Below are 24,021 nucleotides of genomic sequence, written 5' to 3' on the forward strand. Positions count from 1 at the left end.
AAATTTATGCTAACAGTTAAAAATATTGAGAAATCTTTTGGAGAAAAGAAAGTTTTAGATGGGATTAGTTTGACGGTTAATCAAGGAGATGTTGTCGTTATTTTGGGACCATCGGGATCAGGAAAAACAACCTTTTTAAGGTCATTAAATTATTTAGAACATGCGGATTCGGGTGAATTAGAACTGGATGGAAAGACTTATGATTTAGCTAAAATCAACCGCAAAGATGTGCTAGAGATTCGTAAAAAGACTGCTTTTGTTTTTCAAAATTATAATCTGTTTGCTAATAAAACAGCGCTTGAAAATATTTTAGAAGGTTTGGTGATTGCCAGAAAAGTTCCAAAGGAAAAGGCAATTCCTATTGCTGAAAATGCCCTAAAAAAAGTAGGACTTCTTGATAAAAGGGATTATTATCCAAGTCAGTTATCAGGTGGTCAGCAGCAACGTATTGGGATTGCGCGTGCTATTGCTGTTAAGCCAGAAGTGATTTTGTTTGACGAGCCGACGTCAGCACTTGACCCTGAATTAATCGGTGATGTTCTTGATGTCATGAAAGAATTGGCGCAAGAAGGAGTAACCATGGTTGTCGTGACGCATGAAATGAGTTTTGCACGTGATGTCGCAACGCATGTTATTTTTATGGAGGGTGGGCATATCATTGAAGAAGGTGACCCGAAAGAATTCTTTACACGACCAAAAGAAGAACGCACAAAACAATTTTTGACACGGATTATTCCAGAATTAAATATTGACCCAGTGATATAGATGGCTCTTCTGAAATTATTGAAAAAGAAAAAGTAAAAAGCTATGTTATGACTGGTTTTATCAACTGAACTAACTACCTAAATAAAAGGAGGCTGATACATTTCAGCTTCTTTTTAAGTGTTGTGCTATAAAAAATACTTATGGCACAGCATAAAATATTTAGAGTACACGACTATAGAAGAATTCTTTATAATACCTTTATAACGTTTGGAGGAATATTATGTTAGATTGGGGCTTTGTTTATGAGAATATTCCCTTGTATCAACAAGCTTTGGTGCTTACGATTCGTTTGGCTCTATTTGGCATCTTGGGAGCGATTATTTTAGGCTTTTTCATTAGTTTGATTAAGTACTACAATGTAGCTATTTTAAGTCAAATTTGCCAGATTTATATTGAATTGTCTCGTAACACGCCGCTTTTGATACAGCTTTATTTTCTCTATTATGGCTTGCCTAAAGTTGGAGTGGTTTTACCATCGGAGCTTTGTGCGATTGTTGGTCTAATCTTTTTAGGTGGTTCTTACATGGCGGAGTCATTTCGTTCAGGGTTGGAAGCAGTGTCCAAAAGACAGTATGAAGTTGGTTTGAGCATCGGATTATCACATCTTCAGAATGTTTTTTATGTCATCCTTCCTCAAGCAATCGCAGTTGCACTTCCGTCGTTGGTTGCTAATATCATCTTTCTTGTCAAAGAGACGTCTGTCTTTTCAATTGTTGCACTTGCTGATTTGATGTACATTGCTAAGGATTTGATTGGACTTTATTATGAGACCGATGAGGCATTGTTAATGTTGGTAGTTGCTTACTTGATTATTCTTTTACCGATTTCACTATTGGCAAGGATACTAGAAAGGAGGTTGCATCATGCAGGTTTCAGGACTCCAGGTGCTGTTTCAGGGAAATAATCTTTTGCGACTCCTTAAAGGACTGTTAGTTACGATTAATATTTCCCTAGTGTCCATTCTTATTTCAGTGGTTTTAGGATTCTTGTTTGGTTTTATAATGATTTCACGCTTTAGAGTGATTCGCTTTATTTCACAAATCTATCTAGAATTTATTCGAATCATGCCACAATTAGTCTTGCTCTTTCTTGTTTATTTTGGTTTAGCTAGAACTTTTAATCTCAATTTATCTGGTGAAGTAGCAGCACTTATTGTCTTTTCAATGTGGGGAACAGCTGAGATGGGAGATCTTGTTCGCGGAGCGTTGACATCACTACCAAAACACCAAATTGAAAGTGGTCTTGCTCTGGGATTAAACAATCGACAGTTATTCATTTACGTTGTTATGCCACAAATTTTACGACAATTATTACCCCAAGCGGTTAACCTAATGACACGAATGATTAAAACAACGTCATTAATTGTTTTGATTGGTGTTGTCGAAGTGGTAAAAGTTGGTCAAGAGATTATTGAAGCTAATCGTTTGACGGTACCTAGCACCGCAATTTGGATTTATGGCTTAATCTTTATGATGTATTTTGCTGTTTGTTTTCCAATCTCGAGATTGTCAGTTTATTTAGAAAAACGTTGGAAGGAGTGAATCATTTGGCAACAATTTTAGAACTTAAAGATATTGAAAAATCTTATGGCGAGCAAAAGATTCTCAATCAAGTTTCATTTTCCGTTGAAGAGGGTGAAGTTTTAGTCATTCTAGGTCCATCAGGTTGTGGAAAATCAACATTACTTCGTTGTATCAATGGTTTGGAACCAATTCAAGCAGGAAGAGTTGAACTTGAAGGCAAGGAAATTTTAAAAGAGTCTAAAAATCTTCCTCTTGTTCGCCAAAAAATCGGCATGGTATTTCAATCCTACGACCTTTTCCCACACTTAACAGTTCTAAAAAATCTTTTATTAGCACCAGTAAAGGTTCAAAAAAGGTCAGTAGAGGAAGTGAAGGACGATGCATTAAAACTACTTAAGCGAGTTGGTTTAGAAGGAAAAGAAAATAGTTATCCTCACGAGTTATCTGGCGGTCAGATGCAAAGGGTTGCTATTGTGAGAAGTTTACTTTTAAATCCTGAAGTGCTTCTATTTGATGAAGTTACAGCGTCACTTGACCCTGAAATGGTTAGAGAAGTTTTAGAGTTGATTGGGGAACTTGCACATGAAGGTAGGACAATGATTATTGTGACGCATGAGCTACAGTTTGCAAAAGCGATAGCAGATCGTGTGATTTTTCTTGAAAAGGGACAAATTGTAGAAGAAAGTGATGCGAGATTATTTTTCAGGCAAGCAAAAACTCAACGTGCGCGTGATTTCTTGAGTGTCTTTGATTTTTCTACAGTTGGTTAAATAGGTAATAAAATTTTAAGGAGTTATATATGAAAATTGTAAAACGTTTTTTAGCGATTGTTAGTCTTTTATTAATTGTTTTTGCTGCAGGATGCTCAACTTCAAAATCCTCAACAACTAAAAATTCATCTTCAGCTACGTCAACAGCCAAAGCTCGCTCTCTTGATGCAATCAAGAAGAGCGGTACCATTAAAATTGGAGTTTTCTCAGATAAAAAACCGTTTGGTTATGTTGATGACAAAGGAAAATACCAAGGATATGATATTTATTTTGCAAACCGTTTAGCAAAAGATTTGGGAGTTAAAGTTAAATATGTTTCAGTGGACCCAGCAAGTCGTGTTGAGTATTTGACATCAGCTAAAGTAGATATTATTCTTGCCAACTTTACAGTGACTGATGAACGTGCGAAACAAGTTGATTTTGCTTTGCCATACATGAAAGTAGCGTTAGGTGTCGTATCGCCAAGTAATCAATTAATTTCTGACGTTGATGCTTTAGAAGGAAAAACTTTGATCGTTGGCAAAGGAACGACAGCTGAAACATACTTTGAAAAACATTATCCAAAAGTAAATCTTTTAAAATTTGATCAGTACAGCGAAGCATATCAAGCACTGTTAGATGGTCGAGGTGACGCTCTATCAACTGACAATACAGAAGTTTTAGCATGGGCTTTGGAAAATAAAGGTTACAAAGTTGGCATTACAAGTTTGGGTGACACAGATACCATTGCTCCAGCAGTTCAAAAAGGAAATACTGAGCTTCTTGATTGGATTAATGATGAAATTAAATCTTTGGGTGATGAAAACTTCTTCCACGAAGACTATGACAAGACATTAGCTCCAGTTTACGGTGATGCTGCAAAAGCAGATGACTTGGTTGTAGAGAGTGGTGAAGTTGATTAAAAAATCAACAATGTAAAAATTAAGAAATCTGAGATTGATTGTCTCAGATTTTTTCGTGATTTATTTGAATGCTATAACATTTTTTAGTAAGAGTCGCTTTTTTTTCGGAACAATGATAAAATGGAGTGTAGACTAAAAAATTATAAGAGAAGAAAATGACTAAGAAAATTGGCGTCGGAAAGGCGCATAGTAAGATTATTTGGATGGGTGAACATTCAGTTGTTTACGGCTATCCTGCTATTGCGATTCCTCTTCAAGGAATTGAAGTAGAATGTCGTATCTATCCAGCTGATAAAAAAATTCACTTTGATTATTATAATACCCTATCAACTGCTGTTTATGCGGCACTTGAGTACCTAAATCATACTGATGTTTCAATCACTTATGATATTCGTTCAGAGATTCCCCAAAAACGAGGCATGGGTTCATCAGCTGCTATTTCAATTGCAGCCATTCGTGCCGTGTTTGATTATTTCGAGCAAAGTATTGACATGGATACTCTTGAAATTTTGGTAAATAAAGCAGAAATTATTGCACATTCAAATCCGAGTGGCCTTGATGCTAAGACATGTTTGAGTGACAAGGCAATAACCTTTATTCGAAATATTGGTTTTAGCACGCTTGATTTGTATTTAGATGCTTATCTGGTTATTGCAGATACAGGTATTTATGGCAATACGCGTGAAGCAGTTGAAAAAGTTGCACAAGCTGAAGAAAATAATTTGCCACATTTGGCTGCTTTAGGAGACTTGACAGAAATGGTTCAAAAAGCGATTCAAGACAAGTCTATTTCTGAAATTGGTCCCTTGATGACAAAAGCACACAGTCACTTACAAGCAATTGGCGTTAGCATTGAAAAAGCTGACCAATTAGTTCAGATTTCTTTAGAAAACGGCGCTCTAGGTGCCAAAATGAGTGGTGGAGGTCTTGGAGGATGTATTATCGCTCTTACACAGACCAAAGCACAAGCAGAAAAAATTAGTAAAGCATTAACAGAAGGAGGAGCGGTTCAAACGTGGATCGAAAAATTGTAACGGTAAAATCATATGCCAATATCGCTATTATCAAATACTGGGGGAAAGCTGACGCAGCTAAGATGATTCCAGCAACCAGCAGTATTTCATTGACACTGGAAAATATGTTTACCACAACAAGTGTTTCCTTTCTGCCAGATTCAGCCAGCCACGATGAATTTTACATCAATGGTGTTTTACAAGATGATAAAGAACACGCTAAAATTTCTGCCATCATTGATCAATACCGTGGGCAGCGTTCAGAATATGTCAAGGTTGAAACAAGCAATAACATGCCAACAGCTGCAGGACTTTCATCAAGTTCAAGCGGTCTGTCTGCCCTTGTTAAAGCGTGTAACGAACTCTTTGAAACTGGTTTAACAAGGGCAGAACTCGCTCAAAAAGCAAAATTTGCTTCAGGTTCCTCATCGCGTTCATTCTTTGGACCACTTGCTGCTTGGGACAAAGATTCTGGTGAAGTTTACCCTGTTCAAACAGACCTCAAGCTTGCTATGATTATGCTTGTCTTGAGTGATAGTAAGAAATCAATTTCTAGCCGTGAAGGTATGAAACGTTGTGTTGAAACGTCAACAACTTTTGCGGATTGGGTCAAACAATCTGAACAAGATTACAAAGACATGCTAGGTTATCTTAAAAATAACGACTTTGAACGTGTTGGTGAGTTAACTGAACGCAACGCACTTGCAATGCATGACACAAACACACATGCAAATCCACCATTTAATTACCTAACAGAGGAAAGTTATAAAGCAATGGAATTCGTTAAACAATTGCGTTCAGAAGGTGAGAAATGTTATTTCACAATGGATGCTGGACCAAATGTCAAAGTTCTTTGTCTAGAAGAAGATTTGGAACGTTTGACAAAACGCTTTGAAGAAAACTATCGTGTCATCGTTTCACGAACTAAGGAATTGTAAGATAAAAATGATTAAGGTTCAAACTGGTGGAAAGTTGTATATAGCTGGTGAGTATGCGGTATTAACACCAGGTCAAACAGCCATTATCAAAAATATTCCTATTCACATGACTGCTGTGGTCAAGGAAGCAAAGGCTATCAGTCTATTTTCTGATATGTTTGATTATGCGGTTGGCATGATGCCAGATAGCAAGTATGCGCTGATTCAGCAAAGCATAGTGACTTTATTTGATTACCTTGGCAAGTCCGCTGAAGAAATGCCAGCCTTTTCTCTTGAGATCACTGGTAAAATGGAACGTGATGGTAAGAAATTTGGTATTGGCTCAAGTGGGTCAGTTACTGTTTTAACCCTAAAAGCTCTATCAGCTTTTTATGAGTTGAACTTGTCAGCTGATCTTCTTTTTAAATTGGCGTCTTACACACTTTTAAAACTTGGTGACAATGGTTCGATGGGGGATATTGCTTGTATTGCATACGATGATTTGGTTGCTTTTACCTCATTTGACCGCCAGCAAGTAGCAAAATGGATTGAAAAGGAATCAATTCAAGAAGTACTTAATAAAGACTGGGGTTATCAAATTGAAGTTATCACACCAGCTTTGCCATGTGAGTTTTTGGTCGGATGGACGATGCAGCCTTCTATTTCAAAAGACATGATTAATCTGGTTAAATCTGCCATTTCACAAGAATTTTTAGCAGCAACTGAAAAAGAGGTTCAAATTTGTAAACAAGCGCTGCAAACTGGTGACAAAGAAAGTGTCAAAAAGGCACTTCAAAATGTGAGCGATTTGTTGCTAGGCTTAAGCTCAGCTATTTACAACGACAAACTTTTAGCCTTAAAAGCTGCCGAAGATGGTCTAGATGTGATTGCTAAATCATCAGGTTCAGGTGGTGGTGATTGTGGTATTGCAATATCATTTAATCGTGAAGATAGTCAAGAACTTATCAAGCGTTGGCAAGAAGTTGGTATTGAGCTACTAGACATGGAGGAATTAGCATGATGAACCGTAAGGATGAGCATATCAAGTATGCACTAAAGTATCAATCACCGTATAACTCTTTTGATGATATGGAGTTGATTCATCGTTCACTTCCTGATTATGATTTGAGCGAGATTGATTTGCATACGCATTTTGCGGGACGTGATTTTGACTTTCCGTTTTACATCAATGCTATGACAGGTGGCTCAGAAAAAGCAAAAGCCGTCAATCGTAAGCTTGCTCAAGTAGCACAAGCGACTGGTTTAGTCATGGTAACTGGGTCATATAGTGCTGCGCTGAAAAATCCTGGTGACGATTCTTATCCAAGTAAAGCAGATTACCCAGATTTGCTTCTCGCAACTAATATTGGTATTGACAAACCATATGAACTTGGGCTTAAAACCATTGAGGAAATGCAGCCCATTTTCTTACAGGTTCACGTGAATTTGATGCAGGAGCTTTTGATGCCTGAAGGTGAGCGTGAATTTTGTTCTTGGAAAAAGCATTTGGCTGATTATGCGACAAAAATGCCAGTTCCTGTTATTTTAAAAGAAGTCGGATTTGGTATGGATTTAAAAACCATTGAGACGGCTTATGACTTAGGTATTAAAACCTTTGATATTTCAGGCCGTGGTGGAACAAGTTTTGCCTACATTGAAAATCAACGTGGTGATAATCGCTCTTATCTAAATGATTGGGGCCAAACAACCGTGCAAAGTCTTTTGAATGCCCAATCAATGGTTGATAAAGTTGAAATCTTAGCTTCAGGCGGTGTTCGTCATCCGCTTGATATGGTGAAATGTTTAGTACTTGGTGCTAAAGCTGTTGGACTATCACGTACGGTTTTAGAGTTGGTAGAAAAATACCCAGTTGAGAAAGTTATCGATATCATTAACGGGTGGAAAGATGATTTGCGTCTTATCATGTGCGCTCTTAATTGCAAAACCATCGAAGATTTAAAAGATGTCGATTACCTTTTATATGGAAAATTACAAGAAGCAACAAAAAAACACTGATTTTAATCAGTGTTTTTTATATTACAACATGAAATACACGATTGCGATGTATTGTAAGATAGATGCAAGCAGGATGAACAAATGCCAAATCATGTGGTCATAAGGACGTTTTCTAGCGTAGAAAATCGCACCAATTGTGTAAGCTAAACCACCAGCCAGCATCAAACTCCAAAAGACCACTCCAGTTTTACTAATAATACTTGGAATGATAAAGACAACCAACCATCCCATTAGCAAATAAAGAAATAGTGAGAATTTATCATTGATTTTTTTAGCAAAAATCTTGTAAAGAATACCAAAAATGGTTGCTCCCCATTGCAAGACAATGATTAAGTAACCTAACCAGCCACCAACAAGTGAAAGAGCAACTGGAGTATAAGAACCAGCGATGGCAATGTAGATCATACTGTGGTCGATAATGCGTAAGACAAATTTTTGTGGTGAGTCATATTGCATTGAATGGTAAATTGTTGATGACATGAACATCAAAAACAAACTAATATCAAAGATTGACATCCCAAGAGCAGCCTGCATGCCATAGTGGTGATAACTGTAAATAGCTGTAATCGGCAAGAGTACCAGCATTGCAACAGCACCGACAGCGTGAGTGACACTATTTGCAACCTCTTCACCAAAAGAAAGACGTTTACTAAGTTTTAAAGTCATGCTAGCTTTCATGGGATTCTCCTTCTAATGCGTGAACCAATTCATGGGTTTGAAAATACAATTTTAACGTTTGGCAAGCTGAGACAACCACAGGTGGTAAATCATCAATTTTTTCACCATTCATACAAGCAACAAAATCATCGTAGTGTTTTTGTGATTGGTCTTCAGCGGTCAAGAGTGCCAAGGTTTGGCTGATTTCTTGAATTGAAAAAACATTTTTCAATGCTGTAATGACAATCAGTCTAGCCACTTGTTTGCGATTGTATTTCTTTTTGACAGGCTTTTCAAGATGACCATGTTTGACATAATTATTTATCATAGAAGCTGTTAAGCCTTTTTCATCCTGTTGATTGGCTTTTCCAACTTGATTAACGTAAAGAAGTACTTGGTCCAAGTACAAATCAATCTCTGGTAATTCAGACCATTTTGGATAATTTGATTTCATAAAGTTATATTTACCTCTTTATCTAGTGTTAATAACTAGATTATATAATTATCGAAAATTAAAGTCAAGAAAAAACCTATCCACTGGATAGGTTTTTCACGAGCCTAGAAATTGAAAAGCGAGTTAAGCTCAGTGGACAGTTTTTCACGAGCCTGAAAATAGAAAATGAGCCATGCCCATTAGACACGACTCACTTATTAAATTATTTTGTTTAATTTCGCAAGTTTAGTAAGATGTGCTGCGCAGTTTCCAAATTCATATGTGGAGCTTCTAGTAAAGCTTTAACCACTTCAGAGACTTCTTTATCTTTGACACCAGCAAGGAGTGCAAGTGATTTAGCTTGTAATTTCATGTGACCAGCTTGAATGCCAGTTGAAGTCAAAGCTTTAATAGCAGCAAAGTTTTGGGCTAAACCAACAGAAACGATGATACGTGCTAATTGACGAGCGTCTGGGTGACCAAGAAGGTCGTGCGCAATTTTAACTGTTGGATTAAGTCCGATTGAGCCACCACGTGTTGCGATTGGCATTGGAAGGGTTAATTGGCCACGGAGAACTTGCGCTTCTTCGTCAAAGGTCCAAGTTGCTAAACCGCGGTATTGGCCATCTTTACAAGCGTAAGTGTTAGCACCAGCTTCGATAGCACGCCAGTCATTTCCAGTTGCCATAACGACTGCATCAATACCGTTGAAAATACCTTTGTTGTGCGTGCTTGCACGGTAAACATCCTCTTGGGCTAATTTGCTAGCTAAGTGGAATTTTCTAGCTAACTCTTGAGCTTCCTCTTTGTTACGGCTTAGGTATCGAAGGTCAACTTGACAGTCAGCGGTAACAAGAGATTCTGTTGCATAGTTTGACAAAATGGCCATCAAACTTTTACCGCCTGATAACTCTTCTAAGCTTGGCACCAAAGCTTCCATCATAGTATTAACCATGTTAGCACCCATAGCTTCTTGAGTATCAACCGTTAGGTAAACAATCAAAAAGTCATCTTTTTCATCGATACTCAATTCGCGTGCACCACCTCCACGTTTAACGATAGAAGGGTGCGCATCATTTGCTAGGCTAATTAATTGTTCTGTGTGTTCAACAATGGCTTTTTTAGCAGCACTTTTATTTGGAACGTCGTAAAGGGCAACTTGCCCAATCATTTTACGAGAGTGAACTTGAGTTTTGAAACCTCCAGAACGTTTGATGATTTTAGCTGCAAAGCTTGCAGCAGCAACTACAGAAGGTTCTTCGGTTACCATTGGAACATTGAAAGTTTTATCATCGATTTGAAAATCTGGCGCTAGTGAAAATGGAAGTGAAAAAGTTCCTAAGACATTTTCGGCCATTTGATTAGCAGTTTCTAGTGAGAGAAGCTCATTGTTTTTTAAGGTTTCTAAGCGTTCTGCGCTAATGAGTTCATTTTTTTCCAGATGTTCAAGGCGTTCAGCCAACGTTTTTTTGGAGAATCCTCCCCAAGTCACTTTATTTGTCATTTACTTTACCATAGATTCTTTGATGTTCATGAATTTCTTTGAGGGTAAATGCACCTGTTTTGTATTCAGGAATATTGGCGTTTCCTTCTGAATCGATAGCAGCTTCCTCAAAGAATAATTTTTCGTAGTCTTCAACAGAAAGTCGAATGCGGTTTTTAAGCGTTTCTAAACGGTTAGTTTGTAGCATGTCTTTAAAACCATCAACCAAAGTTGCTGAGAAGATTTCTGCGACAGCACCACTACCATAGCTGAAGAGGGCAATTTGGTCTCCAGCTACAAGATTTTTAGAATTCTCAAGAAGTGAAAGAAGACCTAAGTATAGTGAACCAGTGTAGATATTTCCGACTTCTTTACTGTAGAGAATAGTGCTTTCAAAGTTTTCCTTGAGTTTTTCTTTAAAGTCTTCTGGTAGATTCTTATCCATCACTTTGTTAAAGCCTTTAAGGGCTAACTTAGGAAATGGAAGGTGGAAGCAGAAGGCTGAGAAATCTGCAAGAGAAGTGTTGAAGCGTTTTTGGAATTCTGCCCAAGTTGTTTTCAACATGTCAAGGTATTGTTTTGTAGAGTAAATACCGTTAACGTAAGGGGTAGTAGAATAGTTTGGACGCCAGAAATCCATAATATCGCGCGTTTGAGCAACTGAGTTGTCATTAAGGAGCAAGATTCGTGGGTCTTTTGAAATCAACATAGCAACACTACCAGCACCTTGAGTAGGTTCACCAGGGGTGTTAACACCATAGCGAGCAACGTCTGAAGCGATAACTAAAACTTTTGATTCTGGGTGTTTTTGAACGTGCAAACGAGCGTAATCAAGCGCTGCTGTTGCACCATAACAAGCTTCTTTCATTTCAATGCTACGAGCAAAAGGTTGGATGCCCAAGAGACTGTGAATATAAGTAGAAGCAGCTTTACTTTGGTCAACAGATGATTCTGTTGCCACAATAATCATATCAATAGTATTTTTATCTTCCTCGCTTAGAATACTTTCTGCTGCAGAAGCACCAAGTGTCACAATATCATCATTGACTGGCGTGATACTTAGATTATTTAATAGGAGACCTTTGCTGTATTTATCTGGATCAACATAGCGGCTCTCGGCCAAGTCGTCCATATTCAGCACGTATTGCGCTGTTGCAAATCCTATTTTATCAATACCAATTTTCATGAAATAACCTTTCTTTTTATTGAATTTCCAATAAATGTTAGGGACTTTATCTTCATTCTTACTGGCCTAACAAGTTTTTAAAAAGTGGGGAAAACCTCTTAAATAGGAAATTCTTTTTTATTAAATTTACGGCGTGACTAATTGTCCAAAGATAATTTTAACATAAAGTTGGCAAAATTCCCTATAAAAAATTTGTTTATTTTATCCTTCAAAGTAGATTGTGAATTCATATTAAATCGTTTAAAATGCTGGTAATTTTCAACATTTTTGATAAAATAGAAGTAATGAGCCATTTTTTTATAGCTAAAAAAATTAAGGAGCGGATAGCATGACAAAAGCAGATGTTATTTTTAAAGAAAATATCAAAAAAATTATGGATGAAGGGGTATTTTCAGAGAATGCACGTCCTGTGTACCAAAGTGGTAGACAAGCAAATTCTAAATATGTAACAGGTGCTTTTGCGGAATACGACCTTAGTAAAGGTGAGTTTCCGATTACAACCCTTCGTCCTATTCCCATTAAAAGTGCTATCCGAGAAATCTTCTGGATTTATCAAGATCAAACTAATGATCTTTCAGTCTTAAATGATAAATACAATGTTAAATACTGGAATGATTGGGAAGTTGATGGCACTGGTACAATCGGCGAACGCTATGGTGCAGTTGTTAAAAAACACGATATTATTCGTAAAATCTTAAAACAACTCGAAGAAAATCCATGGAATCGTCGCAATGTTATCTCGCTTTGGGATTACGAAGCTTTTGAAAATACAGACGGGCTTTTGCCATGTGCTTTCCAAACCATGTATGATGTCCGCCGTGTTGATGGTGATATTTACCTTGATGCGACATTGACTCAACGCTCAAATGATATGTTGGTCTCTCATCACATCAATGCCATGCAATACGTAGCGCTTCAAATGATGATTGCCAAACATTTTGGTTGGAAAGTTGGTAAATTCTTCTATTTTGTAAATAACCTTCATATCTATGACAATCAATTTGAGCAAGCAGAAGAATTATTACGCCGCGAACCAACAGATTGCAAACCACGTTTGGTCTTGAATGTACCAGATGGAACAGATTTCTTTGATATTAAACCTGAAGATTTTGAACTAGTTGATTACGATTCCGTTAAACCTCAATTGAAATTTGATTTGGCTATTTAATCTTTTTCAGTGGCTTTCATATCACATTTCAGCAATTTTATAGGAAATCTGATAAAATGAAGGTAATGAATGAGAGGACAATATGACAAAGAAAATCGTTGCAATCTGGGCAGAAGATGAAAATCGTTTAATCGGGTTAGATGATAGATTACCTTGGCGTCTCCCAAAAGAATTAAAGCATTTTAAAGAAACAACGATGGGTCAAGCCCTTTTAATGGGACGTGTGACCTTTGATGGTATGAAACGTCGCATTTTACCAGGTCGTGAAACCTTGATTTTGACACATGATAAAAGTTTTGAAGCCGACGGCGTGACTGTTGTTCATGATGTGGAACAAGTCCTTGATTGGTTTAAAACTCACGACAAGACCCTTTATATCGTTGGTGGGGCAAGTATCTATGAAACTTTTTTGCCATACTGTGATGCTATCGTTAAGACAACAGTTCATGGTGAGTTTGAAGGAGATACTTATTTCCCAAATATTGATTTAAAAGCCTTTAAAAAGGTTTCAGAGTCATTTAACGAAAAAGATGACAAAAACGCCTACGATTTTACGATTACAGTTTTTGAAAAATAAAAATAACACAGGGAGAAAGGAATGCAGAGAAGTATTTTTGGTGTGTTCACGGCTCTACTAGCAGTTATCTGTTTTTTGTGTGCTCTCCCAGCACTTAGAAAAAAACGTTATGGGTTAGCTGTCCTTTTGTTTTTGAATGCCTTTACTAATGTAGTAAATACCATTCATGCCGTGTATGGTACCTTGTTTTAATAAATAGAGAAAGTATAAAGTTAGAGAGAACGAAAAATGGTTGGAAATCGAACAAATGATGTAAAAGTTTATTGCTCATTTTGTGGAAAAAGCCAAGACGAAGTAAAAAAAATCATTGCCGGAAATAACGTATTTATCTGTAATGAATGTGTGGCTTTATCCCAAGAGATTATTAAAGAGGAGTTAGCAGAAGAAGTTCTCGCAGATTTGGCTGAAGTTCCAAAACCAAAAGAATTATTAGCAACCCTCGATGAATATGTTGTCGGTCAAGAACGCGCTAAACGTGCCCTCGCAGTGGCTGTATATAACCACTACAAACGTGTTTCATTTGCCGAAAGTCGTGATGAAGAAGATGTTGAATTACAAAAATCTAATATCCTATTAATCGGACCAACTGGTTCAGGGAAAACTTTCCTTGCCCAAACCCTAGCTAAAAGTTTGAACGTTCCATTTGCAATTGCTGATGCGACATCATTGACGGAGGCTGGCTATGTTGGTGAAGATGTTGAAAACATTCTTTTAAAATTAATTCAAGCAGCTGACTTCAATATTGAACGCGCAGAACGTGGTATTATTTATGTCGATGAAATTGATAAAATTGCCAAAAAAGGTGAGAATGTTTCAATCACTCGTGATGTTTCAGGTGAAGGGGTCCAACAAGCTCTCCTTAAAATTATTGAAGGAACAGTAGCAAGCGTTCCACCACAAGGTGGTCGTAAACACCCTAACCAAGAAATGATTCAAATCAATACTAAGAACATTCTTTTCATCGTTGGTGGTGCTTTTGATGGTATCGAAGACATTGTTAAACAACGTCTTGGTGAAAAAGTTATTGGTTTTGGACAAAATAACCGTAAGATTGATGAAGATGCTTCTTATATGCAAGAAATCATCTCAGAAGATATTCAAAAATTCGGTTTGATTCCAGAATTTATCGGACGCTTACCTGTTGTCGCAGCTCTTGAACAATTGACTACAGATGATTTGGTGCGAATCTTGACAGAACCTCGTAATGCCTTGGTAAAACAATATCAAACTTTATTGTCTTATGATGGTGTTGAATTGGAATTTGATGAAGATGCCCTTCAAGCTGTCGCAAACAAAGCTATTGAACGTAAAACAGGTGCGCGTGGTTTGCGCTCTATTATTGAAGAAACAATGATGGATATCATGTTTGAAATTCCAAGTCGTGAAGAAGTCACTAAAGTCCGTATCACAAAAGATGCTGTTGAAGGCAAAGATAAACCAATTTTAGAGATTGCCTAAGGAGGAGAGAATGACTGAGTATTTAAATACCCATAACGCCTCACTTCTGTTAAGTGCAGCTAATAAATCACATTACCCACAAGACGACCTCCCTGAGGTCGCTCTTGCTGGTCGTTCAAATGTTGGTAAATCTAGTTTTATTAACACTCTTTTAGGACGTAAGAATTTGGCTCGTACTTCTAGTAAGCCTGGTAAAACACAATTATTGAATTTCTATAACATCGATGACAAGTTACGTTTTGTCGATGTTCCAGGATATGGTTATGCCAAAGTATCTAAAGCTGAACGTGCTAAATGGGGTAAAATGATTGAAGAATACCTTGTTAGCCGTGATAATTTGCGTGCGGTAGTTAGTTTGGTAGACTTCCGTCATGACCCAAGTGCTGATGACATTCAGATGTATGAATTCTTGAAGTACTATGAAATTCCAGTTATCGTGGTAGCAACAAAAGCTGATAAAATTCCACATGGTAAATGGAACAAGCATGAATCAGCTATCAAGAAAAAATTAAATTTTGATAAGTCTGATAAGTTTGTTGTCTTCTCATCGGTTGACCGTACTGGTTTGGATGAAGCTTGGGACAGCATCTTAGAAGAATTGTAATAATGAAAGCTTGAGATGAAAATTTCAGGCTTTTTTCATTGCTATAGTTTTTAACTAAGTGTTTGATAGTTAAAGTCTATTATCATTTCTGAAAATCTTGTGATATGATAGATATATTACGGATTGTGAGGCTTATATGGAAAATCATAATTTTGAAAATGAAGGTCAATTCCAGCGTAAGATGACTAGCAGGCATTTGTTTATGTTATCTTTAGGTGGGGTTATTGGGACAGGCTTGTTTTTAAGTTCTGGTTACACGATTGCTCAGGCAGGTCCTTTAGGAGCTGTTTTATCTTATCTGGTTGGCGCGGTTGTTGTGTATTTGGTGATGCTATCCTTAGGTGAATTAGCAGTTGCTATGCCAGTTACAGGGTCATTTCATACCTATGCTACAAGATTCATCAGTCCAGGAACTGGATTTACAGTGGCATGGTTATACTGGATTTGTTGGACGGTAGCACTTGGAACAGAGTTCTTAGGAGCAGCGATGTTAATGGGACGATGGTTTCCAGAAGTGCCAACTTGGATTTTTGCGACACTTTTTGCCTTGGTAATTTTTGCCATTAATGCTTTAAGTGTTCGAAGTTTTGCAGAAGCTGAGTCTTTCTTTGCTTCAATTAAAGTGATTGCTATTATCATCTTTATTGTGTTGGGTCTGGGTGCAATGCTTGGTTTAGTGAGTTTTGAAGGTCAACATAAAGCAATCTTATTTACCAATCTAACTGCTAACGGTGCCTTTCCAAAAGGTTTTGCTGCTCTGATTTCAGTGATGTTAGCGGTTAATTATGCTTTTTCTGGAACTGAACTCATCGGGATCGCTGCGGGTGAGACCGATAATCCAAAAGAGGCAGTACCAAAGGCGATTAAGACAACTATCGGACGTTTGGTTATTTTCTTTGTTTTGACCATTCTCGTCTTGGCATCACTTTTGCCAATGAAAGAAGCAGGAGTGTCAACGGCACCGTTTGTTGATGTTTTTGACAAAATGGGAATTCCATTTGCGGCTGACATGATGAATTTTGTTATCCTAACGGCCATTTTATCAGCTGGAAATTCCGGACTCTATGCTTCAAGTCGCATGCTGTGGTCACTAGCCAATGAAGGCATGTTATCGAAAAAAATTGTTAAAATCAATGAACACGGTGTGCCAATGCGTGCTCTCTTGTTATCGATGATTGGTGCAGTACTGGCTCTATTTTCAAGTTTTTATGCAGCCGATACGGTTTATCTTGCTTTGGTATCTATTGCTGGTTTTGCTGTGGTTGTTGTCTGGCTATCAATTCCTCTTGCACAGATTAATTTTCGAAAGAGTTTTTTGAAGAATCATTCTCTAGATGAGTTGTCGTACAAAACGCCAATGACGCCAGTCTTGCCTTACTTTACAATTGTGCTGTTGTTAATTTCTATTGTCGGAATTGCTTGGGATGCATCGCAAAGAGCAGGTCTGTATTTTGGACTTCCATTTATTGCTTTGTGTTATGTGTATCACTACTTACGTTATAAAAAATGGTAGAAGGGAAGTTATGGGTAAACTTAAAGAATTACTAGAATCAACTGATTATCTTATCTTGGACGGGGCTCTTGGAACTGAGTTAGAAAATCGTGGTCATGATGTGTCAGGAAAATTGTGGTCAGCAAAATATTTGCTGGAAAATCCGCAAATTATTCAAGAACTTCATGAAGATTATCTTCGTTCGGGTGCTGATATTGTGACAACATCAAGTTATCAAGCAACGGTTCAAGGGTTAGAAGATTATGGTTTATCAGAGAAAGAGGCACTTGACACTATTGTCTTGACAGTTGAATTGGCTAAAAATGCTCGCCAAAATTTTTGGCAATCTTTGTCAGACGATGAGAAGAAAAAGCGTGTCTATCCATTGATTGCTGGTGATGTTGGACCTTATGCAGCTTACTTGGCAGATGGTTCTGAGTATACTGGGGATTATCAGTTGTCAAAAGAAAGTTTCAAAGATTTTCATCGTTCACGTATTCAGACTTTGCTAGCGGCGGGAAGTGATTTTCTAGCCATTGAAACGATTCCTAATATGACTGAAGCTACAGCCTTGGTTGAATTGTTGGCCGATGAATTTCCTGACACGGAAGCCTACATGTCCTTTACGGCACAAGATAGTCAGAGCATTTCTGATGGAACGCTAATGACTGAGGTCGCAAAACTCTGCGACAGCAGCAAACAAATCCTTGCTTTTGGGATTAATTGTAGCCGACCAGCGATTATTTCAGATTTGTTGAAAGCTAGTCGTACAATTTCTCAAAAACCTTTGGTAACTTATCCAAATTCTGGCGAAATCTATGACGGAGCAACACAGACTTGGAAATCATTGCCTGATAATTCACACACTCTGTGTGAAAATAGTCAAGTTTGGCACAAACTCGGCGCTAAGATTGTTGGTGGCTGTTGCCGAACTCGTCCAGAAGACATTAAATTATTGGCTGATAAATTAAAATAAAAAACGTTTGGATTTTCCAAACGTTTTTTTTGATTATAGATTTGTTTCTTGAAGACGGTAGCGGATAACCACGCTTGTGTAATGATAAACGATAGCAGCTAAGGTTAGCGATACTACCCAGATTGTTCTTACTTGAATGAAATGGTGGACAATCGCGACAAAAATAGCACCGATGATAAAGCTAACAACGACCAAAGAGTAGTTCACAGCTTGTCGTTTCATTTTTGCTGTTTTTTCTTCAACAGTTAAGTAGTTGTGCCATGCTGTAATCATTTTACGGTAATTTCCTGAAGTCATCAAAATAGAATAAGCGTGCGATTCAATCTGGCTACCAGAGAATGTCAAAGTTAGTAAACCTGTACCGAGCGCTAAAAGAATAACCCAAAGTAAACGATTATAAGGTAATAGTGGCAGAACAATCGTTACAACTAATAAAGGCAAAATAGCATAGGCACGCCAAAAGGCTGTTTTGGCTTTGGCACGTACACGCAATCCAAACATAAATCCGAGTGAAAAGAATAAGACTGAGTACAAGCGGATAAGTGTCTGATGAAGTGAACTATGACTGATATCAGCGATAAGAAAAAGAATATTTCCGGTTTGGGTGGCAACAAGTGTGTCAAATTGAATTTGGCAATAGACGTCTAGGGCACCACCTAAAAATCCGAGTAAAACAGCTTCAAAACGACTGTTCTGAGGCATGTATTCTAAATCATTCACACCATGTCCTTCTTTCTAATAGAGTTAACAGTCATATTGTAACATTTTATAAGATAAGGTACTAGGGGGTTTTTAGAAAAATCATACTTGTCCTATATTATGGTAGAAAAAGCCCAACCCATGATAAGTTGGGTTGAGCTTTTAAGAGATTAGGAGTGCTTAGAAATTGGAGTGCCTTGATAGGCTTATTTTTCGCTGATAACAAGTTCTCCGTCAACCATATCAGCTTTAAGGTGTTTAGCATCAAGGTTATCCAAGTGGAAGTCTGTGACTTTGTCACGGATTTGTTGTTCAACCACACGACGGAGTGGACGAGCACCCATAACTTCATCATAGCCTTCTTCTGTCATATAGGCTTTAGCAGCTTCGCTAACTGACAACTCAATGCCTTTCTTAGAAAGAGTCTTGTTAACTTCATTCAACATAAGATCGACAATCTTAGAAAGGTCCTCCTTATCTAAGTGTGAGAACTCAATAACTGCGTCGAAACGATTAAGGAATTCAGGACGGAAGTAAGGTTTCAAACGATCCATGAGTTCTGGTTTATCATCATCTTCTGTCCAGTTAGATTCGTAACCAAAGCCAGCGTTTGAAGTTGCGATAATGACTGTGTTCTTGAAGTTTACAGTATTACCTTGACCATCAGTCAAACGGCCATCATCCAAAACTTGGAGGAGAAGGGTGATAACTTGAGGGTCTGCCTTTTCAATTTCATCAAGAAGGATGATTGAATAAGGGTTACGACGAACACGTTCAGTAAGTGTGTTATTGTTGTCATCGTAACCAACATAACCAGCTGTTGTACCGATCAATTTAGAAACGGCTGTGCGGTCGCTGTATTCTGACATGTCCAAACGGATGATAGCATCTTTGGTACCGAACAAATCAAGGGCCAATTGTTTAGCCAACTCAGTTTTACCAACACCAGTAGGTCCTACAAAGAGGAAGCTACCGATTGGACGGTTACCATCGTCAAATCCTGCACGATTACGACGGATGGAACGTGCCACTGCTTCAACGGCCTTATCTTGACCGATAACCTTAGCTTGCAAACGGTTACCCATATCTTTCAAACGTTCGATATCCGTTGCACCCATTTGAGATACTGGAATACCAGTCATACGTTCTACGGATTCAGCCACGTCGTTAACAGTTGCAGTGACTTTTTTATCTTCTGTGTGATTGTCGATTTGTTTTTGCAATTCTTCGATACGCACTTTAGCATTAAGGGCTGCTTCGTAGTCTTCTTTAGCGGCAGCAGCTTCTTGTTTTTCTTTTTGTTCTGCAATTTCTTTTTCAAGTGATTTAACATCAGTTACTGGATGTTGTGCTGCCAAGTGAGCTGCTGTCACGTCCAAAAGGTCAATAGCCTTATCTGGCAAGCTACGTTGTGGAATGTATTGTACTGAAAAATCAACCGCTGCTTTCAAGACTTCATCTGGCAAGATAACATTGTGGTGTTTTTCATAAAGATCACGAATACCTTGAAGAATCTTGAAGGTATCTTCAGGAGAAGGAGCATTGACCTTAACTTCGTTGAAACGACGAGCAAGGGCAGCATTCTTCAAGATAGTGTTACGGTATTCATCTTGAGTTGTTGCACCAATCACTGTTATTTCACCACGTGAAAGAGCAGGTTTCAAGATATCAGCCAGACCTTTAGAACCTTGACCATCGCCAGTGCTTCCGGCACCAAGAATTTGATGAATTTCATCGAAGAAGAGGATAATGTTTCCAGCTTCTTTGACTTCATTTACCAAGTTTTGAATGTTTTCTTCAAAGCTACCACGGTATTGTGTACCAGCTTCAAGGCCTGAAATATCAATTGAGATGATTTCTTTGTTCTTAATAGCAGCAGGCACGTCACCGTTAACAATAGCTTGCGCTAATCCTTCAACGACAGCTGTTTTACCAACACCAGCATCCCCGACTAGAACTGGGTTGTTCTTTGTACGACGAGACAAGATTTCAGCTGTTTCTTGAATTTCCTTGTTACGTCCGATAACGGGATCGAGTTCGTTGTTACGAGCACGTTCAGTTAAGTTTGTTCCAAGTTTAGCCAAGATACCATCTTCTTTAGGTGCAGAAGTAGGAGCACCTTCTTGATAATCAGCATTTCCTGGGAATTTACCAGTTTGACGGTATTGAGCAAATTCTTCAGGAGTTACTTCGCGACCATTGATTAGGTAACGTCTATTTTCTGAATTGTATCCTCCCATGTTTCCCATTAATTGGTTGAAGATATCATCCATATTTCCAAAAGGATCTCTTCCGTAAAATTGATTGTTTGCCATGTATAATTACCTCTTTTCATTCTTAAAATAATTCCAAATGATATTATGCTATGATTTGGAAGATTGAAGGTCGAATCTCTTTAGTCTTTACATATCGGAGTAGAGAGGTCGTATTTAAAGAGATTTATCAATTGTTCCTATCAATCACCTTCTGAGGATATAATACACCTTTGGTCAGTAAAAGTCAAATTATTATGCGCAGAAAATATAATTTTTTTATTTAGTAAGCGTTTGATATTTTTAAAACTAATACTATAATATGATTTTAGAGTTTTGTTAGAAAAATTCAAAAGTCAATTAGCGTGTTATTTAATAGTAGAAAAGAGTAAAAATAAAAAAATCAAGCAAAAAAAGTAAAAAAGTGTTGACAGCTAGAAAAATATAAGTTACAATGATTAAGGTTTTGAAATAAAACTGACCTAAGACAGCAGGGGAGCGTGCTCATAATATTCCTGCCGAGGCACAAAACGTAATTCTTAAAAAACGTATTTGTACTTTCGTGTCTAGGTTTAGGTGCGATTTTTTTGTGCCTAGCCCAAAAATAAAAACGGAGGTAAAACTAATGAGTGAAGCAATTATTGCTAAAAAAGCTGAACAGGTTAATCTTGTTGCTGAAAAAATGAAGGCAGCTGCATCTATCGTTGTTGTAGATTCACGTGGTCTTACAGTTGAACAAGATACAGTTCTTCGTCGTTCACTTCGTGAGAGCGGAGTTGAGTTTAAAGTTATCAAAAACTCAATCTTGTCTCGTGCAGCTGAACAAGCAGGTCTTGATGATCTTAAAGAACTTTTTGTTGGACCATCTGCAGTAGCATTCTCTAACGAAGATGTTATCGCACCAGCTAAAGTTATTAGCGAATTCGCTAAAACTGCGGAAGCTCTTGAAATCAAAGGTGGTGTTGTTGACGGTAAATTCACATCAGTTGAAGAAGTTAACGCTCTTGCATCTCTTCCAAACAAAGAAGGTATGCTTTCTATGCTCCTTTCTGTACTTCAAGCGCCAGTTCGCAACGTTGCATACGCTGTCAAAGCTGTTGCAGAAAAAGAAGAAGACGTGGCTTAATCTCACGTCAGATGGTAGCTGCTTAGTGCTACAAACTACATTTTAAAAACAATTATTGGAGGAAACCACAATGGCATTGAACATTGAAAACATTATTGCTGAAATTAAAGAAGCTACAATCCTTGAGCTTAACGATCTTGTAAAAGCTATCGAAGAAGAATTTGGTGTAACTGCGGCTGCTCCTGTAGCTGTAGCTGCTGCTGGTGCTGGCGATGCTGGTGCTGCTAAAGATTCATTCGACGTTGAATTGACTGCTGCTGGCGACAAAAAAGTTGGCGTTATCAAAGTTGTTCGCGAAATCACTGGCGAAGGTCTTAAAGAAGCTAAAGCTATCGTTGATGGTGCACCATCAGTTATCAAAGAAGGTGTTGCTGCAGCTGAAGCTGAAGAAATCAAAGCTAAACTTGAAGAAGCTGGAGCTTCAGTTACTCTTAAATAATAGAGTAACTACTCAAGTAGCTTAATAAAACAGAACCACTAGTCAATTGACTGGTGGTTTTTTTGTTGACAATTGTGAAGTGGAAGACTAAAATTTGAGTAACAGTACTTGCTAGGAGAAGTCAGATGAAGAGATTCTCGTTGTATGTTAGGTTGCTATATGGTGTTATATTTCTAGTAACTATCGCCTTTGTTCTACTCTCACCAGAAGAAGATGCACTTCATTTTAATAATGGTTTAATGGTTGGTAAAGAAAGTAGGATTAATCTTTTTATTTATCCATTTCTTACTTTTATCCTTGGAGAGGCAGGGATTTTTTGGTCAAAATGGTATCGTAAAAAGACTAATCTGAGAAGTTACCCCATACTTTTAGCAAGTGAAATCAAATTTATTCAAATCTTATCATTGATTGTATTGATTTTCATTTTAGTCATGTTACATCAAGTGTTTTAATTTTACTAAAAAGATAAGAGCTCTGGAATTCTCAGAGCTCTTATCTTTCTGTAGTTATATCAGTTTCTTGATAAGTGTCAAGATTGAAAAATTCTGTTAGTTTTACAATCATTTTTTTGACTTCGCCAGCGATAACTTCAGGTCCTTCAGGATTTTCTTTGCTTAACCAATGACGCAAAACATTGTAGTATCCACCGATGATAAAATCCATGGCAAACTTAATTTTTGTCACATCACCGCTGTAAGCAAACCAAGGGAGGGTAATGCTGTCATAGACTTCTTTGGTACGTCGGTTGAATTGGTGAAAGAAAAGATCAAAATGTTGGTGCTTGATTAAGATTGATAAAACGTTTCGCTTATGATACCAAAATTCTAATGAACCAGCCACCATTTCTTCGAAACTTTCAGATTGAGCGAAGTTTTGGCGTTCTCTTAGATACTCATCGATTACCTTTTCAAAATAGTAATTTAAGAGTTCTTGTTTATTAGCGAAGTGACGATAAAAGGTTCTTCTTGAGACTTGGGAGATTTCGAGAATATCTTTAATCTTGATGTCTTCGTAGTTTTTGTCTTTCATCAGGCAGATGAGGGAACAAAATAGCCTGTCTTTTGTATCCTTTATTTGCTTAACTTTACCACATACCATAATTAAATCCTTTCTTTTTGAGCAAAATAGGGAATTGGATCTGAGTATTAGTTAAAGTTATTATAGCACTCTCTTTGCGATGTCGGGGAAAAGAAGTTTATCCTAAAACGTTTTCCAAAAATATAAACGTAACAAATTTATGAGATATCCCTTTCAATTATAATGTAAATACTTATTAAAAAATCATTGGCGATATGGACAGCGTATTCAAATTGTGTTATGATATGACGGTTAAAGGGAGAGTGAGTTATGCAGCAAAAGAAGAAAACATTTCCAATCATGTCATTGGTTTATTTGGTGATTTATCTAGTTGCCGTTTTTTACAATATTGAGCACCATCAAAAAGTTTTTGTTTATCTGTGGTCAGCCTTGTTTTTGGGAAATTTAGCTTATATCATTTATAGTTTGATCAAAATGTTTCGAAAAGCTAACTAATGATGATAATTGAGTATAAAAAAAGCCTTAAG

The 24,021-nt window shown here is 37.5% G+C and carries 26 protein-coding genes and 1 other annotated feature; of the genes, 19 read left to right on the plus strand and 7 right to left on the minus strand.

Annotation, left to right across the window (positions count from 1 at the left end):
* Positions 1–6: 6 nt before the first annotated feature.
* The 9 genes from STRINF_RS01575 to fni all read left to right on the plus strand — a co-directional run bounded on the left by STRINF_RS01575 (position 7) and on the right by fni (position 7,906).
* Positions 7–765 (plus strand): amino acid ABC transporter ATP-binding protein, encoded by a 759-nt coding sequence (locus STRINF_RS01575; protein WP_006531262.1) that lies wholly within the window; start codon positions 7–9, stop codon positions 763–765.
* Between the two features lie 220 nt (positions 766–985).
* Positions 986–1,669, plus strand: a complete 684-nt coding sequence (locus tag STRINF_RS01580; protein ID WP_006531263.1) for an amino acid ABC transporter permease — start codon at positions 986–988, stop codon at positions 1,667–1,669.
* A complete protein-coding gene (locus STRINF_RS01585; protein WP_014334857.1) occupies positions 1,629–2,306 on the plus strand; it encodes an amino acid ABC transporter permease in 678 nt (225 codons plus the stop codon). Before STRINF_RS01580 ends, STRINF_RS01585 begins: the two co-directional genes overlap by 41 nt.
* Before the next feature lie 5 nt (positions 2,307–2,311).
* Complete coding sequence (locus STRINF_RS01590) at positions 2,312–3,058, plus strand: amino acid ABC transporter ATP-binding protein (RefSeq protein ID WP_269207908.1); 747 nt, start codon at positions 2,312–2,314, stop codon at positions 3,056–3,058.
* 29 nt (positions 3,059–3,087) lie between these two features.
* Positions 3,088–3,960, plus strand: coding sequence for a cysteine ABC transporter substrate-binding protein (locus tag STRINF_RS01595; protein ID WP_006531266.1), 873 nt, complete (start codon positions 3,088–3,090; stop codon positions 3,958–3,960).
* Positions 3,961–4,115: 155 nt separating this feature from the next.
* Positions 4,116–4,994, plus strand: a complete 879-nt coding sequence (mvk, locus tag STRINF_RS01600) for a mevalonate kinase (RefSeq protein WP_006531267.1) — start codon at positions 4,116–4,118, stop codon at positions 4,992–4,994.
* A complete protein-coding gene (gene mvaD, locus STRINF_RS01605; protein ID WP_006531268.1) occupies positions 4,976–5,911 on the plus strand; it encodes a diphosphomevalonate decarboxylase in 936 nt (311 codons plus the stop codon). The genes mvk and mvaD overlap by 19 nt, the downstream gene beginning before the upstream one ends.
* A gap of 7 nt (positions 5,912–5,918) precedes the next feature.
* Positions 5,919–6,911, plus strand: a complete 993-nt coding sequence (locus tag STRINF_RS01610; RefSeq protein WP_006531269.1) for a phosphomevalonate kinase — start codon at positions 5,919–5,921, stop codon at positions 6,909–6,911.
* The gene (gene fni / locus STRINF_RS01615; protein ID WP_006531270.1) at positions 6,908–7,906 is read left to right on the plus strand and encodes a type 2 isopentenyl-diphosphate Delta-isomerase; all 999 of its coding nucleotides are present in this window, start codon (positions 6,908–6,910) and stop codon (positions 7,904–7,906) included. The genes STRINF_RS01610 and fni overlap by 4 nt, the downstream gene beginning before the upstream one ends.
* Positions 7,907–7,927: 21 nt before the next feature.
* Here the strand turns inward: fni and trhA are convergent, their stop codons facing one another.
* The 4 genes from trhA to STRINF_RS01635 all read right to left on the minus strand — a co-directional run bounded on the left by trhA (position 7,928) and on the right by STRINF_RS01635 (position 11,665).
* Complete coding sequence (trhA, locus tag STRINF_RS01620; protein WP_006531271.1) at positions 7,928–8,584, minus strand: PAQR family membrane homeostasis protein TrhA; 657 nt, start codon at positions 8,582–8,584, stop codon at positions 7,928–7,930.
* Positions 8,574–9,017, minus strand: coding sequence for a DUF1836 domain-containing protein (locus STRINF_RS01625; RefSeq protein WP_006531272.1), 444 nt, complete (start codon positions 9,015–9,017; stop codon positions 8,574–8,576). The genes trhA and STRINF_RS01625 overlap by 11 nt, the downstream gene beginning before the upstream one ends.
* A gap of 211 nt (positions 9,018–9,228) precedes the next feature.
* Positions 9,229–10,500, minus strand: a complete 1,272-nt coding sequence (locus STRINF_RS01630) for a hydroxymethylglutaryl-CoA reductase, degradative (protein WP_006531273.1) — start codon at positions 10,498–10,500, stop codon at positions 9,229–9,231.
* A complete protein-coding gene (locus tag STRINF_RS01635) occupies positions 10,490–11,665 on the minus strand; it encodes a hydroxymethylglutaryl-CoA synthase (RefSeq protein WP_006531274.1) in 1,176 nt (391 codons plus the stop codon). The genes STRINF_RS01630 and STRINF_RS01635 overlap by 11 nt, the downstream gene beginning before the upstream one ends.
* Positions 11,666–11,993: 328 nt before the next feature.
* On the opposite strand from STRINF_RS01635, the gene STRINF_RS01640 reads away from it, so the two are divergent.
* The 6 genes from STRINF_RS01640 to mmuM all read left to right on the plus strand — a co-directional run bounded on the left by STRINF_RS01640 (position 11,994) and on the right by mmuM (position 17,940).
* Positions 11,994–12,833: a thymidylate synthase gene (locus STRINF_RS01640; RefSeq protein ID WP_006531275.1), complete on the plus strand. Its 840-nt coding sequence runs from the start codon at positions 11,994–11,996 to the stop codon at positions 12,831–12,833.
* An 82-nt stretch (positions 12,834–12,915) separates the two neighbouring features.
* A complete protein-coding gene (locus STRINF_RS01645; protein ID WP_006531276.1) occupies positions 12,916–13,410 on the plus strand; it encodes a dihydrofolate reductase in 495 nt (164 codons plus the stop codon).
* A 228-nt stretch (positions 13,411–13,638) separates the two neighbouring features.
* Positions 13,639–14,868, plus strand: a complete 1,230-nt coding sequence (gene clpX / locus STRINF_RS01655) for an ATP-dependent Clp protease ATP-binding subunit ClpX (protein ID WP_006531277.1) — start codon at positions 13,639–13,641, stop codon at positions 14,866–14,868.
* Positions 14,869–14,878: 10 nt separating this feature from the next.
* Positions 14,879–15,472, plus strand: coding sequence for a ribosome biogenesis GTP-binding protein YihA/YsxC (gene yihA, locus STRINF_RS01660; RefSeq protein WP_043878280.1), 594 nt, complete (start codon positions 14,879–14,881; stop codon positions 15,470–15,472).
* A 136-nt stretch (positions 15,473–15,608) separates the two neighbouring features.
* A complete protein-coding gene (locus STRINF_RS01665; RefSeq protein WP_006531279.1) occupies positions 15,609–16,985 on the plus strand; it encodes an amino acid permease in 1,377 nt (458 codons plus the stop codon).
* Between the two features lie 10 nt (positions 16,986–16,995).
* Complete coding sequence (gene mmuM, locus STRINF_RS01670; protein WP_006531280.1) at positions 16,996–17,940, plus strand: homocysteine S-methyltransferase; 945 nt, start codon at positions 16,996–16,998, stop codon at positions 17,938–17,940.
* Between the two features lie 33 nt (positions 17,941–17,973).
* Here mmuM and STRINF_RS01675 read toward each other — a convergent pair whose 3' ends face one another.
* Together STRINF_RS01675 and STRINF_RS01680 are read right to left on the minus strand one after the other, a co-directional pair.
* Positions 17,974–18,642 (minus strand): YoaK family protein, encoded by a 669-nt coding sequence (locus tag STRINF_RS01675; RefSeq protein ID WP_006531281.1) that lies wholly within the window; start codon positions 18,640–18,642, stop codon positions 17,974–17,976.
* Between the two features lie 203 nt (positions 18,643–18,845).
* Complete coding sequence (locus tag STRINF_RS01680) at positions 18,846–20,954, minus strand: ATP-dependent Clp protease ATP-binding subunit (protein WP_006531282.1); 2,109 nt, start codon at positions 20,952–20,954, stop codon at positions 18,846–18,848.
* A 400-nt stretch (positions 20,955–21,354) separates the two neighbouring features.
* Positions 21,355–21,488 (plus strand) — a sequence feature (ribosomal protein L10 leader region).
* A gap of 28 nt (positions 21,489–21,516) precedes the next feature.
* On the opposite strand from STRINF_RS01680, the gene rplJ reads away from it, so the two are divergent.
* From rplJ to STRINF_RS01695, 3 genes are all read left to right on the plus strand, one after another.
* A complete protein-coding gene (gene rplJ, locus STRINF_RS01685) occupies positions 21,517–22,017 on the plus strand; it encodes a 50S ribosomal protein L10 (protein WP_014334843.1) in 501 nt (166 codons plus the stop codon).
* Positions 22,018–22,087: 70 nt separating this feature from the next.
* Positions 22,088–22,456, plus strand: coding sequence for a 50S ribosomal protein L7/L12 (gene rplL / locus STRINF_RS01690; RefSeq protein ID WP_006531284.1), 369 nt, complete (start codon positions 22,088–22,090; stop codon positions 22,454–22,456).
* A 125-nt stretch (positions 22,457–22,581) separates the two neighbouring features.
* Complete coding sequence (locus tag STRINF_RS01695) at positions 22,582–22,908, plus strand: hypothetical protein (RefSeq protein ID WP_006531285.1); 327 nt, start codon at positions 22,582–22,584, stop codon at positions 22,906–22,908.
* Positions 22,909–22,948: 40 nt separating this feature from the next.
* On the opposite strand, the gene STRINF_RS01700 is transcribed toward STRINF_RS01695, so the two are convergent.
* Entirely contained in the window at positions 22,949–23,485 is a 537-nt protein-coding gene (locus STRINF_RS01700) for a TetR/AcrR family transcriptional regulator (RefSeq protein ID WP_014334842.1), read from the minus strand.
* Between the two features lie 318 nt (positions 23,486–23,803).
* On the opposite strand from STRINF_RS01700, the gene STRINF_RS01705 reads away from it, so the two are divergent.
* The gene (locus STRINF_RS01705; RefSeq protein ID WP_006531287.1) at positions 23,804–23,989 is read left to right on the plus strand and encodes a hypothetical protein; all 186 of its coding nucleotides are present in this window, start codon (positions 23,804–23,806) and stop codon (positions 23,987–23,989) included.
* The last annotated feature ends 32 nt before the right edge of the window (positions 23,990–24,021 follow it).

The organism is Streptococcus infantarius subsp. infantarius ATCC BAA-102 (genome assembly GCF_000154985.1).
Taxonomy (GTDB): Bacteria; Bacillota; Bacilli; order Lactobacillales; family Streptococcaceae; genus Streptococcus; species Streptococcus infantarius.

Excerpts from the sequence above, each read along its gene's own strand:
- mmuM (WP_006531280.1), top strand. The coding sequence starts at position 16,996 with ATGGGTAAACTTAAAGAATTACTAGAATCAACTGATTATCTTATCTTG.
- STRINF_RS01595 (WP_006531266.1), top strand. The coding sequence starts at position 3,088 with ATGAAAATTGTAAAACGTTTTTTAGCGATTGTTAGTCTTTTATTAATT.
- STRINF_RS01675 (WP_006531281.1), bottom strand. The coding sequence starts at position 18,642 with ATGCCTCAGAACAGTCGTTTTGAAGCTGTTTTACTCGGATTTTTAGGT.
- rplL (WP_006531284.1), top strand. The coding sequence starts at position 22,088 with ATGGCATTGAACATTGAAAACATTATTGCTGAAATTAAAGAAGCTACA.
- STRINF_RS01575 (WP_006531262.1), top strand. The coding sequence starts at position 7 with ATGCTAACAGTTAAAAATATTGAGAAATCTTTTGGAGAAAAGAAAGTT.
- STRINF_RS01705 (WP_006531287.1), top strand. The coding sequence starts at position 23,804 with ATGCAGCAAAAGAAGAAAACATTTCCAATCATGTCATTGGTTTATTTG.
- STRINF_RS01695 (WP_006531285.1), top strand. The coding sequence starts at position 22,582 with ATGAAGAGATTCTCGTTGTATGTTAGGTTGCTATATGGTGTTATATTT.
- STRINF_RS01610 (WP_006531269.1), top strand. The coding sequence starts at position 5,919 with ATGATTAAGGTTCAAACTGGTGGAAAGTTGTATATAGCTGGTGAGTAT.
- rplJ (WP_014334843.1), top strand. The coding sequence starts at position 21,517 with ATGAGTGAAGCAATTATTGCTAAAAAAGCTGAACAGGTTAATCTTGTT.
- mvk (WP_006531267.1), top strand. The coding sequence starts at position 4,116 with ATGACTAAGAAAATTGGCGTCGGAAAGGCGCATAGTAAGATTATTTGG.
- STRINF_RS01585 (WP_014334857.1), top strand. The coding sequence starts at position 1,629 with ATGCAGGTTTCAGGACTCCAGGTGCTGTTTCAGGGAAATAATCTTTTG.
- STRINF_RS01635 (WP_006531274.1), bottom strand. The coding sequence starts at position 11,665 with ATGAAAATTGGTATTGATAAAATAGGATTTGCAACAGCGCAATACGTG.
- trhA (WP_006531271.1), bottom strand. The coding sequence starts at position 8,584 with ATGAAAGCTAGCATGACTTTAAAACTTAGTAAACGTCTTTCTTTTGGT.
- STRINF_RS01580 (WP_006531263.1), top strand. The coding sequence starts at position 986 with ATGTTAGATTGGGGCTTTGTTTATGAGAATATTCCCTTGTATCAACAA.
- STRINF_RS01645 (WP_006531276.1), top strand. The coding sequence starts at position 12,916 with ATGACAAAGAAAATCGTTGCAATCTGGGCAGAAGATGAAAATCGTTTA.
- yihA (WP_043878280.1), top strand. The coding sequence starts at position 14,879 with ATGACTGAGTATTTAAATACCCATAACGCCTCACTTCTGTTAAGTGCA.
- clpX (WP_006531277.1), top strand. The coding sequence starts at position 13,639 with ATGGTTGGAAATCGAACAAATGATGTAAAAGTTTATTGCTCATTTTGT.
- STRINF_RS01640 (WP_006531275.1), top strand. The coding sequence starts at position 11,994 with ATGACAAAAGCAGATGTTATTTTTAAAGAAAATATCAAAAAAATTATG.
- STRINF_RS01700 (WP_014334842.1), bottom strand. The coding sequence starts at position 23,485 with ATGAAAGACAAAAACTACGAAGACATCAAGATTAAAGATATTCTCGAA.
- fni (WP_006531270.1), top strand. The coding sequence starts at position 6,908 with ATGATGAACCGTAAGGATGAGCATATCAAGTATGCACTAAAGTATCAA.
- STRINF_RS01630 (WP_006531273.1), bottom strand. The coding sequence starts at position 10,500 with ATGACAAATAAAGTGACTTGGGGAGGATTCTCCAAAAAAACGTTGGCT.
- STRINF_RS01680 (WP_006531282.1), bottom strand. The coding sequence starts at position 20,954 with ATGGCAAACAATCAATTTTACGGAAGAGATCCTTTTGGAAATATGGAT.
- STRINF_RS01665 (WP_006531279.1), top strand. The coding sequence starts at position 15,609 with ATGGAAAATCATAATTTTGAAAATGAAGGTCAATTCCAGCGTAAGATG.
- STRINF_RS01625 (WP_006531272.1), bottom strand. The coding sequence starts at position 9,017 with ATGAAATCAAATTATCCAAAATGGTCTGAATTACCAGAGATTGATTTG.